We start from the raw sequence: 16088 nt of genomic DNA on the forward strand, positions 1-16088 counted from the left end.
GGCTGCCTTAGTGTAATACGCGGGCGCGTAGCGTGCCGGGTATGGATTTTAACTCGTTTAATGCCTGCTCAACATCGTCTGAGTCGATATCAATTACCACATAACCAATATCGGCGTTGGTTTGCAAAAACTGGCCGGCGATATTGATATTGTGTTTAGCAAAGGCTTCGTTGATCTTAGTTAGCACGCCGGGCTGGTTTTTATGCACATGCAGCAAGCGCGACCGGCCTTTGTGTTCTGGTAAGGATACTTCTGGGAAGTTTACCGCCGACAGGGTAGAGCCATTGTCGCTGTATTTCACCAGTTTGCCGGCTACTTCAAAGCCGATATTTTCCTGAGCTTCCTGGGTAGAGCCGCCAATGTGTGGCGTTAGAATGACATTATCAAACTCACGTAGTGGCGAGACAAACTCTTCATCATTGCCTTTGGGCTCAACCGGAAATACGTCAATGGCCGCGCCAGCCAGCTTTTTGCTGCGCAGCGCTTCTGTCAGAGCATCAATGTCTACCACAGTGCCACGGGAGGCATTAATTAAAATGCTGCCGGGTTTCATCAGTTCCAGCTCGGCTTCACCAATCATGTTTTTGGTTTGTGGTGTTTCCGGCACATGCAAGGTAATAACGTCGGAGGTTTTCAGCAAGGTACCAAAGTTAACCTGGGTGGCATTACCTAATACCAGCTTGTCTTCAATATCATAAAATTGTACCCGCATACCGATATTCTCGGCCATTATGCTCAACTGAGTACCGATATGGCCATAGCCGATGATGCCAAGGGTTTTACCGCGGGCTTCAAACGAATTGTTGGCTGTTTTTTGCCACTCACCGCGATGGGCTGCGGCGTTACGTTGCGGAATACCGCGCAGCAGCATAATAATTTGCCCAAGGACCAGCTCGGCTACCGAGCGGGTGTTAGAAAACGGCGCGTTAAATACCGGTATCGCGCGCTTTAACGCAGCACTTAAATCAACCTGATTAGTACCAATACAAAAGCAGCCAATCGCCACCAGTTTGCCGGCGGCATCGAGCACCTTTTCGGTAAGTTGGGTGCGCGAGCGGATACCGATAAAATGCACATCTTTTATGCGTTCGATAAGCTCGTCTTCAGGCAGTGAGGTTTTTAAGTATTCTATATTACTGTAGCCCTGGTTTTTAAAACTCTGCACCGCGCTTTGGTGTAAGCCTTCTAACAGCAATATTTTTATTTTATCTTTGGCCAGCGAAAATTTTTCCATGTCACTCTCTTCATTAAATTATAAATAAAATCAGTTTGTTGTAGTTATTATTATATTTTCGTGGGCCCTGTTTATTATCGTATTACTTTGGTGCCAGCGGCACTGCCTACCAGCACCATATTAGCTGCGCGCTGAGCAAAAATACCGTTGGTTACTACGCCAACAATATTATTAATTTGTTGTTCTAACGCCAATGGCTCAGTTATGGCAAGGTCATGTACATCCAGAATAACATTTCCATTATCGGTGGTTACGCCGGCACGCATTACCGGCCTGCCACCCAGTTTAGCCAGCTCGCGTGCTACATAACTGGCCGCCATGGGTATAACTTCGACCGGCAGCGGAAACTTACCTAATACCTCAACCTGCTTGCTTTGGTCAACAATGCAGATAAAGGTATCGGCAACGGCCGCAACAATTTTTTCCCGCGTAAGCGCTGCGCCACCGCCTTTAATCATGTGTTTTTGTGCGTTAATTTCATCAGCGCCATCAACATACACACTAAAGCTGTCAATGCTGTTTAAATCCAGCACATTAATGCCCAGAGCTTTAAGTTTTTCTGTTGACTGCACCGAACTGGACACTGCGCCTTTAATGTCGTGCTTAATGCTTGCCAGCGCGTCGATAAAATGGTTAACCGTTGATCCTGTACCAACGCCTACTACGGTATTGCGCGGGATATATTCCAGTGCAGCCCAGGCGGCGTTTTTTTTCATCTCATCTTGTGTCATTACAGATCCAAATTCGTTTAGCCATACAGATGGATATTATATCGAAAGGACTTGCCGACAAAAGGGTAAAAGAAGAAAAAGGCGAAAACTGTTTTTTCAAGGGGGCAGAACACTTGAAATTGCCGGGCGTCGAGCCTTTCAAGTGTTCTGCCCCCTTGAAAAAGTAGACCCCTTGAAAAAGTATGCCGGTTAAAACAGGAAATGTTTTTCCGGCGTAATAATTTGTTTAAGCGGAATATCCCATGCTTCGCTGGGCACGGCAGTTACTTGCTGGCAATCATGTGCCAGGCCGATTATCTGGCAATGGCTGCCAGGCGGCAGTTGCGACAAGGTGCGATCGTAAAAACCGCCGCCCATACCGAGGCGGTTGCCTGCAGCGTCAAAAGCGACCAGTGGCGTAAAAATAATATCCAGTTGCTGCACCGGCAGTAATTGATGGCAGGCAGGCAAGGGTTCGGGGATGCCGAATTTATTCGGGTACAGCAGAGTCTCTTTGGTGTAACGCACAAACAGCAGATAACCTGCTACAAAGGGATGCAGCACCGGCAAATACACCTTTTTACCTTGAAGCCACAGTGCCTGGATAAGCGCAAAGGTATCCAGCTCGCCATCGTTGGCCAGATAAAGCGCAATATGCTGGCTGGCGGCTAACTGTGGTAAGGCCAGTGCTTGTGTGGTCAGTGCTGTCGCTGCCTGTTGCTGTGCATCAGCGTTTAGCTGCCGCCTCAACTGGCGTATATGATTACGCAAATGTTGGCGCTGTGTGTTGTTGTTTGACACTTGGTATATTGCGGTTGCTGTTGTTATAGCATGCTAGTATGCCCGAAGCAGGGCAGAAGAAAAGAGGTTCTCTGAATTGCCGTGTCTGATATCAGCCCTTGAACCATAGGTTCAAGGCGGGAGTCAGATGACTACCTCAGGCTTCCCGGTACGGGCCGGGCTTGCACACTGGCAGTGCAGAAGAATCCCTTGGTAAAAACAATTATCGGCTCAGGGACATCTACCTGATCACCAACAACCCAGAGAACTGACGTAAGTATAACACCGCCTTGGGCGCTGTATATGTCAAACCGTCACAGATTTACCGCAGTTTATGCTACTTGCATGGTTTTGCAGCAACTTTTGTTTACGCTTTACGCTTTATAAGCTTTTGTGCAGCTAAAGTTGGCGCAGCTCCCGGCTGGTGGTAGCATAAAAGCAATTTTGTAGCAGACGTGATTGAGTATGAGCGGCGAGATGTTACTAACATATGATGAATGGAGCCACAAGCTTGAGCAGGCCTATGTTATGGCCTCGGCAGCTGAGGTACATGGCCTTATTGCGGGTTTGCTAAGCGCCGGTGTAGAGCCTGCTGGCGAGCAGATGTTGCCGGTGCTGCACGATTTTTTAAATGACGGTCAGGCATTGCCGAATACTGTGAAATCGGATGTGCTGGCGCTGATAGAACACACCAATACTGAGTTGAAGCAGAATGATTTTAGTTTTTCGTTGCTGCTGCCCGGTGATGATGACAGCTTGCCAGAGCGTCTTGATGCGATGGTGGAGTGGACGCAGGCGTTTTTGGTTGGTTTTGCCATAGTGCAAACTGATTTATCTCTGGTGTCGGGTGATGTGCGCGAAGCATTAGAGCAACTGACCGACGTCACTAAAATAGACATTTACACCACCGACGATGGCAGCGCGGAAGAAAATGATGAAGCGTATTTTCTGGTGCTGGAACATATCCGTATTATGGTGCTGGCCTGTTTTACGGAAGTAGGTCAAAAATTCGGTGCCCGCCCTGCTACTAACAAGACTTTACATTAATGATGGCCAACCAGTTTGATGTCGTTATTGCCGGTGGCGGCATGGCAGGAAGCACATTGGCCTGGGCATTGTTACAGGCCTTGCCCGAGTTACGCATTGCCATTATTGAGCAGCAGGCTGAGCCGATAAGCCAAGCCAGCTTTGACAGCCGCAGTATTGCTTTAGCTGCCGCTAGCTGTCAGTTGCTGGCGCATTGGCAATTGTGGCATGAACTAAAACCTGATACCTGTGCGATAGAGCACATACTGGTGTCTGATCGTGGCCATTTTGGTAAAAGCCAGCTAAGTGCCGCTGAGTATCAGCTGGAAGCGCTAGGTTATGTTGCAGAGGTAGAGCATATAGGTGCGCTGCTGGCAAAAAAGCTGGCCAATTGCCGTGGGTTAACCCGTTTTACGCCTAATGTTATTGCGCAGCTTCAACCTATGGTTGATGCCCAGCACATCACGCTAAATGACGGTACGGTGCTACAGGCCAAATTATTGGTTATTGCCGAGGGAGGCCAGTCGCCCAGTCGCAGTCTGGCGGGTTTTAATGTTACCGAGCGCCAGTATGGTCAGCAGGCTATTATCGCTAATCTGGCACTGGATACGCCGCATCAGCACAGAGCGTTTGAGCGTTTTACCGAGCATGGCCCAATAGCCTTGCTACCGCTCACTGCTCAGCGTTATTCGCTGGTGTATACCGCCGCAGATGGCAGTGTGCCGATGTTAATGCAGTTAGATGATGCCGCCTTTGTTGAACACGTACAGCAAGCATTTGGTTACCGTGCCGGATTATTTACCGCGACGGGCAAGCGCGTCTGCTATCCGCTTAGTTTACGTTTAAGCGGCAATATTGTGCGCCACCGTGTGGCTTTGCTGGGTAACAGCTTGCACAATTTACACCCGATTGCCGGCCAGGGCTTTAATTTGGCGCTGCGCGATATTGCCCAGCTTGTAGCGCAAATACAGGCCCGGCCCGACGCTATAGGTGGTTATGCTATGTTACGTGCCTATCAGCAGCTGCGCAGTAAGGATATTACTACCGTAAGTACCGCAACCGATGCCTTGGTCAGGTTGTTCTCCAACCGTTCTCGTGTTGTAGCATTGGCGCGTAACGCCGGTTTGCTGGCTATGACATTATGCGATGAATTAAAACGGCCGCTGGCCGAGCAGGCAATGGGGTTTCGCAGCTAAATGCAAAATGTTGATATAACCATAGTCGGGGCCGGTAGTGCCGGTTTAACCCTGGCAGCGCTACTGGCGCCACTAAACCTTAGCATCGTAGTACTGGAGCAGGGTAATGCCCCGGCGCCAGATAAAGTAACACACCAGCGTGTTAGTGCGCTTAATTTAGCCAGCCAGCGTTTGCTTAGCCATATTGGTGCCTGGCCGGCTGTTGCCGCCACTGCGTTGGCCTATACGCAAATGCAGGTGTGGGACACTGACAGTTTTGCCCGTATTGAATTTGACGCCGCCAGCGAAGGGGTTGCTGCGCTGGGCCATATTTGTGACAACGAGCAAATTCGTTTAGCGCTGTATCAGCAATTGCAAAAGCATAATAATGTGCACTTTGAATTTAACTGCAGTATCAACAGCCTGCAGCAAAGCGAGCGTGATGTACTGATTAACATTAATGAGCAGCAATTACTATTAAGCCGCTTGTTGGTAGGCGCCGATGGCGTAAATTCTTTGGTACGTCAAACTATGCAACTGCCTTTAACCCATTGGGATTACGAACAGCAGGCCATAGTCGCTACTGTTAATACCACACAGCCACATCAAAACTGCGCAAGGCAGGTATTTTTACCTACAGGGCCTCTGGCACTTTTACCGCTGCCTGATACACAGCAGTGTTCTATTGTTTGGAGTTGTAAGCCAGAGCGTGCCGCACAGCTACTGGCTATGCCAGCAGAACAATTTAATCAGGCCCTGACAGCAGCCAGCAACAGTGTGTTGGGCGTGTTGCAACTGGCCAATACGCCGCAGGCGTTTGGTTTGAAAATGCGCTACGCTAGCAGTTGGTTGCGCGGCCGCACAATATTGGTAGCCGATGCGGCGCACAGTATTCACCCGCTGGCGGGCCAGGGTATGAATTTAGGCCTGATGGATGTTGCTGCATTAGCAGAACTAATAACGCAGGCGGTTGAAGACGGTAATGACTTTAGCGAGCAGCGGCTACTGCGACGCTATGAGCGCTGGCGCAAGGCCGAAGCCCAGACACTGATCGTTGCGATGGAAGCTTTTAAACGCGGTTTCAGTAATAAGCAGCCGATACTTAAGCTGGTAAGAGCTGTTGGCATGAGCGGCATTAACCGGGCACCGTGGCTAAAAAGTAAAATTATCGCTGCAGCCCTTGGTAACAGTGGTGACTTACCAAAGCTGGCGCAGCCTAAGGCAAAAATAGCCCATAGTGATTGAGTTAGTTTTTTTAGTTGCTGTGGTTGTCGCATTACAAAAACTAATTAATCAGGGGCTGTTTGCCAGCCTTGCCTTGCGTTATAATCCGGCTGCCTTTTTATCCGCTGATACTGCATAAGTTGTCATATAACTATGCTGTAGCGCTGAATTTCCGGCGCCTTGCGGGCCTTACAATAAGCAGGAAATAGCAATGGCCAATCAAACTGCGTTACATGGCAAACACCTGGAAGCCGGTGCCAAAATGGTCGACTTCTTTGGCTGGGATATGCCAATAAACTACGGCTCACAAATTGAAGAGCATCACGCTGTGCGCGGCGACGCCGGCATGTTCGACGTATCTCACATGACAATTGTTGACTTAAAAGGCGCTCAAACCCGCGCCTTTTTGCGTTATTTACTGGCCAACGATGTCGCAAAACTGACGGTGCCGGGTAAGGCGCTTTACAGCGGCATGTTAAACGAAGCCGGTGGCGTAATTGACGACTTAATTGTGTATTTTCTGCAAGAAGATTTTTTCCGTTTAGTGGTTAATTCTGCCACCCGCGAAAAAGACTTAGCCCATATCACCAAAGAAGCTGCCGCTTTCGCTGTTACGGTTACTGAACGTCCTGAATTCGCCATGATTGCTGTGCAGGGCCCAAATGCCAAAGCTAAGGTCGCAACCTTATTAACTGCTGAGCAACAAGCTGCCGTCGCCGGTATGAAACCGTTTTTTGGTGTGCAGGCTGGTGACTTATTTATTGCCACTACCGGTTATACCGGTGAAGACGGTTATGAAATTGCCCTGCCAAATGAGCAGGCGGCCGATTTTTGGCAAAAGCTGCTGGACGCCGGTGTTGCCCCCGCCGGTTTAGGTGCACGTGACACCTTGCGCTTAGAAGCCGGCATGAACCTATACGGCCAGGATATGGACGAAACCGTATCACCCTTGGCTGCCAATATGGGCTGGACTATTGCCTGGACACCGGAAGATCGTAACTTTATCGGTCGCAAGGCGATAGAGCAGCACAAAGCTGATGGCACCTTTAAGCTGGTAGGGCTGGTAATGGAAGCCAAAGGCGTTCTGCGCCACGGTCAGCGCGTAGTGGTAGAGGGCGGTGAAGGTGAAATTACCTCGGGTACTTTTTCACCCACCCTTGGCTATAGTATAGCGATGGCGAGGGTGCCAGCTACAGTGGGCGACGCAGCCGAAGTAGATATTCGCGGTAAGATGGTGCCGGTTAAAGTGGTTAAACCGGCTTTTGTGCGTATGGGCAAAAAAGTCATCTAAACTGTCAAAGTGATCAAAAACCAAACTAAATACAGAATACCAGCTAAGGATTAAACAATGAGCTCGATTCCTAACACATTAAAATATGCCAGCAGCCATGAGTGGGCACGCGACGACGGTAACGGTATCTACACTGTAGGTATTACAGAGCATGCGCAGGGCTTGCTGGGTGATATGGTATTTGTTGAACTGCCTGAAGTAGGTGATAGCGTAACGCAGGGCGACGACTGCGCGGTAGCTGAGTCTGTAAAAGCGGCTTCTGACATTTATGCGCCACTGTCAGGTGAAATTGTTGAAGTAAATGAAGCCTTAGCAGATTCACCTGAGCTGGTGAACAGCAACCCGTATGAAGATGGCTGGATGTTTAAAATTAAAGTGTCTGATACCGCAGAGTTATCAGCGCTGTTAGACGCTGAAGGCTATAAAAACTCGATTGACGAGTAATTAACTGATCAAACCCCGCTTAAGCCCCGTATTTTTACGGGGCTTAACTTTAGTAGCAACGAAACCTTACCAGGACATTCAAGGCATGACCAACTCCGCTGTGAAAACCCTGTCGCAACTTGCGAACCACGAAGAATTTATTCAGCGCCATATTGGCCCGGATGCAGCTGAAACTGCCGCGATGTTAAGCGAACTGGGCGTTGACAGCCTGGAAACGCTGATTGCGCAGACAGTGCCTGCTGATATCCGTTTGCCAACACCACTGTCGACCGGCCAGGCACGCACCGAAGCTGACGCTCTGGCGCACTTAAAGCAGGTGGCTGGCAAGAACAAAATGTTCAAATCGTACATTGGTATGGGCTATCACCCAACGCTAACGCCAAATGTTATTTTGCGGAACGTGCTGGAAAACCCTGGCTGGTATACTGCGTATACGCCTTATCAGCCTGAAATTGCCCAAGGCCGCCTTGAAGCCTTGCTAAACTTTCAAACGCTGACACTGGATTTAACCGGTATGGAGCTGGCAAGCGCCTCACTGCTGGACGAAGCCACTGCTGCCGCTGAAGCCATGGCATTGGCCAAACGGGTAACCAAGAGCAAATCTAACCTGTATTTTATTGCCGATGATGTGCATCCGCAGACTATCGACGTGGTAAAAACCCGCGCCGAAATGTTTGGCTTCGACATCCTGGTGGGTAAGGCTGCCGATGCCGCTGAACAAGATGTTTTTGGTGCCTTAATTCAGTTTCCAACCACTAACGGCGATATTCGCAACGACAGCGCCTTAATTGCAGCGCTGCAGGCGAAAAAAGCCATTGTTGCAGTGGCAACGGATCCTATGGCCTTAATGCTGTTAAAATCACCGGGTCAGCTTGGTGCTGATGTTGTGCTAGGCTCGGCGCAACGTTTTGGCGTACCTATGGCCTTTGGTGGCCCACATGCTGCCTTTTTTGCCACCCGTGACGCATACAAGCGCTCTATGCCAGGACGCATTATCGGCGTGTCGAAAGACCGTCGTGGCAACAGTGCACTGCGTATGGCGATGCAAACCCGCGAGCAGCATATCCGCCGTGAAAAAGCCAACTCGAACATTTGTACTGCTCAGGTGCTGTTGGCAAATATCGCCTCGTTCTACGCCGTATATCATGGCCCGCAAGGTCTGAAAAATATCGCTGAGCGTATTCACCGCAGTGCGGATATTTTTGCTGCCGGCATAGCCGCCAAAGGGGTTGAGCTGGTAAATGCACATTGGTTTGACACGGTAAGTTTTAAGGTTAGCGATCGCGCTGCGGTTGTCAGCCGTGCGCTGGCCGCAGGTGTCAACCTGCGTACCGACATGGCCGATTGTCTGGCGGTAAGTTTCAGCGAAGCTAATAACAGCGCTGATATTGCTCAATTGTTTGATATCGTGCTTGGTACTGATCACGGTTTAAGCGTAGATATTCTGGACAGCGCTATTGTTGCCAATGGCAGCAAGTCTATTCCGGCCGATGTCATGCGCACCGACAGCGTGCTTGGCCATCCGGTATTTAACCAGTATCACTCTGAGACAGAGATGCTGCGTTACATCAAAAAGCTGGAAAACAAAGATTTAGCCTTGAACCATTCGATGATTTCATTGGGTTCATGCACCATGAAGCTAAATGCTACGGCAGAGATGATCCCAATTACCTGGCCTGAGTTTGCCTCACTGCATCCTTTTGTGCCACGTGATCAGGCCGACGGTTACTACGAGATGATAACCGAGCTTGGCGACTGGCTGGTAAACATCACCGGTTATGACAATATCTCTATGCAGCCTAACTCGGGTGCCCAGGGTGAGTATGCCGGTATGCTGGCAATTCGTAAGTATCACGAAAGCCGTGGCGAGGGGCACCGCAATATCTGTTTAATACCTGTATCGGCGCACGGTACCAACCCGGCTACAGCCGCTATGGCCAGCTATGACGTCGTACTGGTAGATTGTGATAAATCTGGCAATATCGACATGGCCGATTTAAAAGCCAAGGCAGCAGAAGTAGGCGATCGCTTAGCGGCCATCATGGTAACTTATCCGTCTACTCATGGTGTATTTGAAGAGAGTATCCGTGAACTGTGCGACGTGGTTCACAGCTACGGCGGTCAGGTGTATATGGATGGCGCTAACATGAATGCGCAGGTGGGCGTAACTTCACCTGGCTTTATCGGCTCCGACGTATCGCACTTAAACCTGCACAAAACTTTCTGTATTCCGCACGGTGGTGGTGGCCCGGGCATGGGTCCTATCGGTGTGAAAAGCCATTTGGCGCCGTTCCTGCCTAACCATGCTGTGGTTAAAATTGACGGTACCGATGCGGCTAACGGCGCAGTTTCAGCCGCGCCGTTTGGCAGCGCCGGCATATTGCCAATCAGCTGGATGTACATTGCCATGATGGGCGGCGAGGGCTTAAAGCAAGCCACAGAATACGCCATCCTGAATGCTAACTACATGGCAAACAAGCTCGACCCGTTATTCCCGGTATTGTACCGCGGCACTAACGGCCGCGTGGCGCACGAATGTATTATCGACATTCGCCCGTTAAAAGAAGCCAGCGGCATTACCGAGATGGACATTGCCAAGCGCTTAATGGACTTTGGTTATCACTCACCAACCATGAGCTTCCCGGTAGCCGGCACGCTGATGATTGAGCCAACCGAGTCTGAAAGCAAAGCTGAGATGGATAAGTTTATCGAAGCGATGAGCACCATCCGCAGCGAGATTGCCAAGGTAGAAGCCGGCGAGTGGACAGTAGACAACAATCCGCTGGCCTACGCACCGCATACCATGCAAGACATTTTCGACCCGGCATGGGACCGTGCCTACGAGCGCCAGTACGCCGCCTTCCCGGCAGCTTTCGTGGCAGAGAACAAGTTCTGGCCAACGGTTACCCGTATCGACGACGTATACGGCGACCGTAACCTGATTTGCTCATGCCCAAGCCCGGAAGCGTATCGCTAAGCGCTTAATTTTGTCAGCGTGTAATTAAGTTTGTGACTGCTTTAATTAAGTTTGTGACTTTAATTAAGTTTGTGACTAAACGAAAACCTTAAGAAAAAGGGCCGAAAGGCCCTTTTCTATTAGCGACTTACATTAAAACCTTTCTCTAAATTAATGCAAATCTAGCCGTGTAAAAAAGTTTATTTCAGGTAATATCAATTACAATAGTTTACCCGATATGAGACTGTTACTTTGCACACACTGTTAACCTGGCTTGGTAATAAAGACATCGAAAATATGGAGCTGGACAAGCATGCGGCTATTTCAGCTATCGCGGCGAAGTCTGATCTTCAGTTCGATAAAATCGTGATCTTATCGAATCACCGTGAAGAGGTGTGGGGGCGTTTCGAGCAGTTTATTCAAAAGAAGCTAGCGCATGCTCGTCGGCAAGAAGCAGATGTTGTGGTCAAGCAAGCCCATATTGACAGCCCAATAGACTATCACTCAATTGCTAAAGAAACCGAAAAGTGGATCGGAAAATTATCTGAAGAATCGGAAACGTTGGTGGTTAACCTAACCTCTGGTACGTCTGCCATGACGACTTTGTCAGTGCTAATCGGTAAAGGTAAACCCAATGTTCGCTTTATGCAGGTAACGCCTGAAAATAAAGTTCTCAAAGTCGATGTGCCGATAGACTTCAGCCTGGAGTATACCAAGTCCGCGGCACGGCACATTGCCTCAAAAGCTGCATCAGCCCCCAAGCTTGATGCGGCATTTTCTGCAATAACCTGCGTCTCAGATAACATGCAAGCTGTTGTTAGCAGAGCAAAGCGGTTAGCCGCCTCTGAAGTTCCGGCCCTTATTTTAGGTGAAACAGGTACCGGTAAGGAGGAGATGGCCAAAGCCATTCATAAAGCTAGCTTCAGAGCCAACAAACCTCTTAAAACCATTAATTGTGGCGCACTAGCACCAACATTGGTGGAATCCATTTTATTTGGTCACAAAAAAGGTGCCTTTACCGGCGCTAACCAAGATTATCCTGGGGTATTTGAACAAGCTGATGGCGGTACTTTATTTCTCGACGAGATTGGTGAACTAAGCCCTGATATTCAGGTAAAGCTGCTACGGGCATTGCAGCAAGGCGAAATAGCACCACTTGGTGATACTGAAACCAAAACTGTTGATGTAAGAGTGGTTGCCGCAACCCATAAGAATCTGCAACAGATGGTGGCTGATGGCACTTTTAGGGAAGATTTGTTTTATCGCCTCGCTGTTGGCATTATAACGCTGCCGTCTCTAAAACAGAGAATTGCAGATCTGCCGATTATTGTGCAGCAACTCACGCAGCAAATTAATAATGCCGGCGTAAAACAACCTGGTTATATAAGTAAAAAAATTTCCGAAGATGGAATGAATTTTATTTTAAGCCAACCGTGGCCGGGCAACATCCGTGAGCTTTGGAGCACACTTAATCGCGCTTTTTTGTGGTCAGATAAAGCTGAAATTGGAGCAGCGGAGTTGGCAGATGTGATGTTGTCGGTGGCAAAAGCTTCAGTCGATGAGCATGTTACATTGGCATATCATGATAAAGTCGATTTATACCAAATAACTGATAATATTCAAAAAAAATACATAGAAGCAGCATTGAAAGCCAGCGGTAATGTTAAAAAACACGCGACGCAAATGTTGGGTTTGAAAGATCATCAAACGCTGACCAACTGGATGAACCGGTTAGGAATAAAAATAGAAAAATAAAGCCAGATTAGTATTGGCACCAAAGTTGCCCATAGGTGGAAAGGAATACTGTGGAATGAAGCAATCGATGAATTTTGAGTTTTTACGAAAAAATTGGCCAGAACTTGCTAATTTTGGCGCTTATGCTGAAGAGTACGCATTTAGCGACCCTCAAAGTGCATTGATTAAACTTCGTTCGTACGGCGAGTTTATGGTGAATTTCATTTACCAAACGCTTAACTTGCCTTGCCTGCCTAAAGCTTCATTTAACGATAAGTTAGTTGGTAGTGATTTTGCTCAGTTAGCAGGCGCTGCCATTCTGGATAAATTCCATGTCGTTAAAAACCTGGGTAATAAAGCTGCTCACGAAAATAAAGGCACTGACAAAGATGCTGTATTTGCGGTCAAAGAATGTTATCAGCTGGGGGTGTGGTTTTATTGCAGTTACCACCAGGTTAAAGCCGATGTAGTACCGGCTTTTATTGAATTTACCGCAGATGTGTCGCCAACTAACCGCTTGCAAAAAAAGCTCGAACAAAAAGATGCACTGTATAAACAAGCCATGTCAGAGCTTGAACAGCAGCGGCAAGCTAATCAAAAGCTTCTGGCGGAATCGAAACAAACCATTGCTGTTCGCAACGAGCCGATGTTTATGGCCTTTGCTAACAACAGCCAGGCTGTCACAAATACGCTTAATCTCAACGAAGCCGAAACGCGCAAATATCTGATTGATTTAGAGTTGAGAGATGTCGGTTGGGATGTTGCAGATAACAACAAGTCTACCGAGCAGGTTGGACAGGAAATTGAAGTGCAGCATCAGCCAACAGAGACCGGTAAAGGCTATGTTGATTACGTGCTTTGGGACGAAGATGGCTTGCCATTGGCTGTTGTTGAAGCTAAAAAAACTGCCAAAGATGCCCGTATCGGCAAAAAGCAGGCAAAGGATTACGCTAATGCGCTAGAAAAGCAATACGGCCAACGCCCGGTGATGTTTTATACCAATGGGCATGACATCTACATCTGGGACGATGTACAAGGTTACCCGCCGCGTAGAATTTACGGCTTTTATTCTAGAAGCTCACTTCAGCACCTGGTTAAGTTTCAGCGCATTGAAAAGAAAAAACTTACTGAAGTAGCGATTGATAAAGATATTGCCGGCCGTCGCTATCAGATGGAAACCATCTCTCGTGTGCACGAAACCTTTGAGCTTAAACGTCGCAAAGCGTTAGTAGTGCAAGCTACGGGTACCGGGAAAACCCGAGTATCAATTGCCTTGGCAAAATCACTGATGGATGCGAAATGGGTTAAACGCATTCTGTTTTTATGTGACCGTAAAGAGCTGCGCAAACAAGCTGATAAAGCCTTTGTTGAGTTCCTGGGCGCAAAGCCTTATGTGGTTGGCAAGAGCGATAAAAAATACCAGGACACTGCCAGGGTTTTTATTGCCACGTACCCAGGAATGATGAGTATTTACGAGAAATTTGATGTCGGTTATTTCGACCTTATTATTGCCGACGAATCGCACCGCTCAATTTATAACGTATTCGGTAACCTGTTTAAATACTTCGATTGCTTGCAAGTGGGGTTAACGGCTACGCCTGTGGAGATGGTCTCGCGCTCAACTTGTAGTCTGTTCGAATGCGGTTATAAAGACCCAACCGCTAACTACCCGTTAGAAAAAGCCATTGAAGAGGGGCATTTGGTGCCGTTCGAAATCGTCACCATGACTACCAAGTTTATGCGCGAAGGTATGAACCAGCGCTCGCTTACGGATGAGCAAATTGCGGAATTAGAAGCTCAGGGCGAGGATCCAAATGAGTTTGAATTCGAGTCGGCAGAGATAGATAAAGCGATACTAAACAAAGATACCAACCGTAAAGTGCTGCGCAATCTTATGGAAAATGGCATCAAAGATAAAGACAACCAGTTGATCGGTAAATCAATTATCTTTGCGCGTCGTATTGACCATGCTCGTTCATTAAAAGAACTGTTCGATGAGATGTATCCGGAACTGAGTAACGGCTTTTGTGAAGTGATCCACTCCGACGAACCACGTGCAGAGGCGCTCATCGATCAGTTTAAAATTACGGAAGAAGAAAAAGCTGCCGATCCATCACTACCGGATCCAATTACACTGGCAATCTCGGTGGATATGTTAGATACCGGCATCGATGTGCCAAGTGTCGTCAATTTGGTCTTTGCCAAACCAGTAAAATCCAAAGTGAAGTTTTGGCAGATGATTGGCCGCGGAACCCGCCTGTGTAAAAACCTGTTTGGCGAAGGCCAGGACAAAACCCGCTTTTTGATTTTTGATCACTGGAACAACTTTGATTACTTCGAGTTTCACTACGAGGAAGTTGAACCATCAACTAGCAAATCATTGGCTCAAAAGCGCTTTGAATTACGTTTGCAATTAGCGGCGACAGCATTAGCTAAATTGGAGCTATCGGCGTTTGACACTGCGATCAAGCTAGTACAACAAGATATAAAGTCGCTTGATACCCGCAACATCAATGTGCGTGATCATTGGGGTAAGGTAGAGAAGTTAACTGATTTAGCATTGCTTAAGCAGTTTGCCAAATCGACAGTCGCTATGCTGGAGGCAGATATAGCGCCGTTGATGGATTGGCTGCCAATTAAAGGCCAGAGTAAAGCGTTTCGCTGGGATTGCCTCATAGCGCAAACTCAAACTGTGCTGTTGCTTAACCCGCAGGCTATTGCTTCAAATAAATTTGAAGTACAAAGCGTGTTGGAACGGCTACCCAAAAATGTCGCGCAAGTTCAGGCTCATGCCGATGAAATTAAGTTTCTGATGGACAGCAACAACTGGCAAAGCATCACGTTTGAACAGCTAGAGCAGCACAGACTGGCGCTGCGTGAAATTATGTATTTGCTGGAAGGTGAATTAGTGCCGCCAAATCCAGGCCCTAAATATACTGATATTAAAGAACATGATCAGCACACCGAATATAAAACCAGAGCGGCTAATATTCACACCGTAGATTACAAAATCTATCAGCAAAAGGTGCAGGAAGCACTTCAGCCGATTTTTGACAGTAACCCTGTAATTCAAAAAATACGTCAGGGTATAGCTGTAACAGTAAATGAAATTGCTCAGTTAAACGGTATCATTCACGCGAAATACGCCGATTTGGATATTGAGACGCTTAAAACCTTCTATCCAGACACAACAGAGCCCCTTGATAAGTTGCTGCGCAGCATAGTGGGCATGGATGCAAAGTACATTGAGCAAAGCTTTACTGCATTGTTGCAAAAGCATCGTATGCCACCGCAGGCAATGCGGGTAATTGACATGCTAGTTGGCCATATCGCCCGCAGTGGCGGCATAAAAATGGCAGATTTAGACCAGGCGCCTTACAACAAAATTTATGAGGGCATTTTAGGCACTTCGGAAGAAGAGGTATTCTCGCTACTAAAAACCTTAGAACTGCCTATGCCATTGACTAAAGACCAAATGGCGGCCAGACAACAAACCGTACTTTAACAGCTGCAT

11 protein-coding genes and 1 other RNA gene are annotated in these 16088 nt (G+C 48.0%); 8 read left to right on the forward strand and 4 right to left on the reverse strand.

The genetic code is table 11. From position 1 onward, the window contains the following. Nucleotides 1-7: 7 nt before the first annotated feature. The 4 genes from serA to ssrS all read right to left on the reverse strand — a co-directional run bounded on the left by serA (nucleotide 8) and on the right by ssrS (nucleotide 2994). On the reverse strand, nucleotides 8-1234 hold the full coding sequence (serA, locus tag ACYVIC_RS10985) for a phosphoglycerate dehydrogenase (protein WP_460859885.1): 1227 nt from the start codon (nucleotides 1232-1234) through the stop codon (nucleotides 8-10). A gap of 74 nt (nucleotides 1235-1308) precedes the next feature. Next, nucleotides 1309-1965, reverse strand: a complete 657-nt coding sequence (gene rpiA, locus ACYVIC_RS10990) for a ribose-5-phosphate isomerase RpiA (protein WP_460859886.1) — start codon at nucleotides 1963-1965, stop codon at nucleotides 1309-1311. Nucleotides 1966-2154: 189 nt separating this feature from the next. After that, nucleotides 2155-2745, reverse strand: coding sequence for a 5-formyltetrahydrofolate cyclo-ligase (locus ACYVIC_RS10995; RefSeq protein ID WP_460859888.1), 591 nt, complete (start codon nucleotides 2743-2745; stop codon nucleotides 2155-2157). A 64-nt stretch (nucleotides 2746-2809) separates the two neighbouring features. Then, nucleotides 2810-2994: non-coding RNA, 6S RNA (gene ssrS, locus ACYVIC_RS11000), on the reverse strand. A 207-nt stretch (nucleotides 2995-3201) separates the two neighbouring features. On the opposite strand from ssrS, the gene ACYVIC_RS11005 reads away from it, so the two are divergent. The 8 genes from ACYVIC_RS11005 (at nucleotide 3202) to ACYVIC_RS11040 (ending at nucleotide 16079) form a co-directional block, all read left to right on the forward strand. Further along, nucleotides 3202-3771: a UPF0149 family protein gene (locus ACYVIC_RS11005; RefSeq protein WP_460859890.1), complete on the forward strand. Its 570-nt coding sequence runs from the start codon at nucleotides 3202-3204 to the stop codon at nucleotides 3769-3771. Further along, a complete protein-coding gene (ubiH, locus tag ACYVIC_RS11010) occupies nucleotides 3771-4946 on the forward strand; it encodes a 2-octaprenyl-6-methoxyphenyl hydroxylase (RefSeq protein ID WP_460859892.1) in 1176 nt (391 codons plus the stop codon). The genes ACYVIC_RS11005 and ubiH overlap by 1 nt, the downstream gene beginning before the upstream one ends. Beyond that, complete coding sequence (locus ACYVIC_RS11015) at nucleotides 4947-6170, forward strand: FAD-dependent monooxygenase (RefSeq protein ID WP_460859894.1); 1224 nt, start codon at nucleotides 4947-4949, stop codon at nucleotides 6168-6170. Nucleotides 6171-6360: 190 nt separating this feature from the next. Beyond that, nucleotides 6361-7440 (forward strand): glycine cleavage system aminomethyltransferase GcvT, encoded by a 1080-nt coding sequence (gene gcvT / locus ACYVIC_RS11020; RefSeq protein WP_460859895.1) that lies wholly within the window; start codon nucleotides 6361-6363, stop codon nucleotides 7438-7440. Between the two features lie 57 nt (nucleotides 7441-7497). Next, nucleotides 7498-7884 (forward strand): glycine cleavage system protein GcvH, encoded by a 387-nt coding sequence (gene gcvH / locus ACYVIC_RS11025; RefSeq protein WP_173499598.1) that lies wholly within the window; start codon nucleotides 7498-7500, stop codon nucleotides 7882-7884. Between the two features lie 85 nt (nucleotides 7885-7969). Then, on the forward strand, nucleotides 7970-10861 hold the full coding sequence (gcvP, locus tag ACYVIC_RS11030; protein ID WP_460859897.1) for an aminomethyl-transferring glycine dehydrogenase: 2892 nt from the start codon (nucleotides 7970-7972) through the stop codon (nucleotides 10859-10861). Nucleotides 10862-11092: 231 nt separating this feature from the next. Beyond that, complete coding sequence (locus tag ACYVIC_RS11035; protein ID WP_460859899.1) at nucleotides 11093-12595, forward strand: sigma-54 interaction domain-containing protein; 1503 nt, start codon at nucleotides 11093-11095, stop codon at nucleotides 12593-12595. A gap of 55 nt (nucleotides 12596-12650) precedes the next feature. Further along, complete coding sequence (locus ACYVIC_RS11040; RefSeq protein WP_460859900.1) at nucleotides 12651-16079, forward strand: DEAD/DEAH box helicase family protein; 3429 nt, start codon at nucleotides 12651-12653, stop codon at nucleotides 16077-16079. Nucleotides 16080-16088: the final 9 nt, after the last annotated feature.

Source organism: Rheinheimera gaetbuli, from assembly GCF_054781935.1.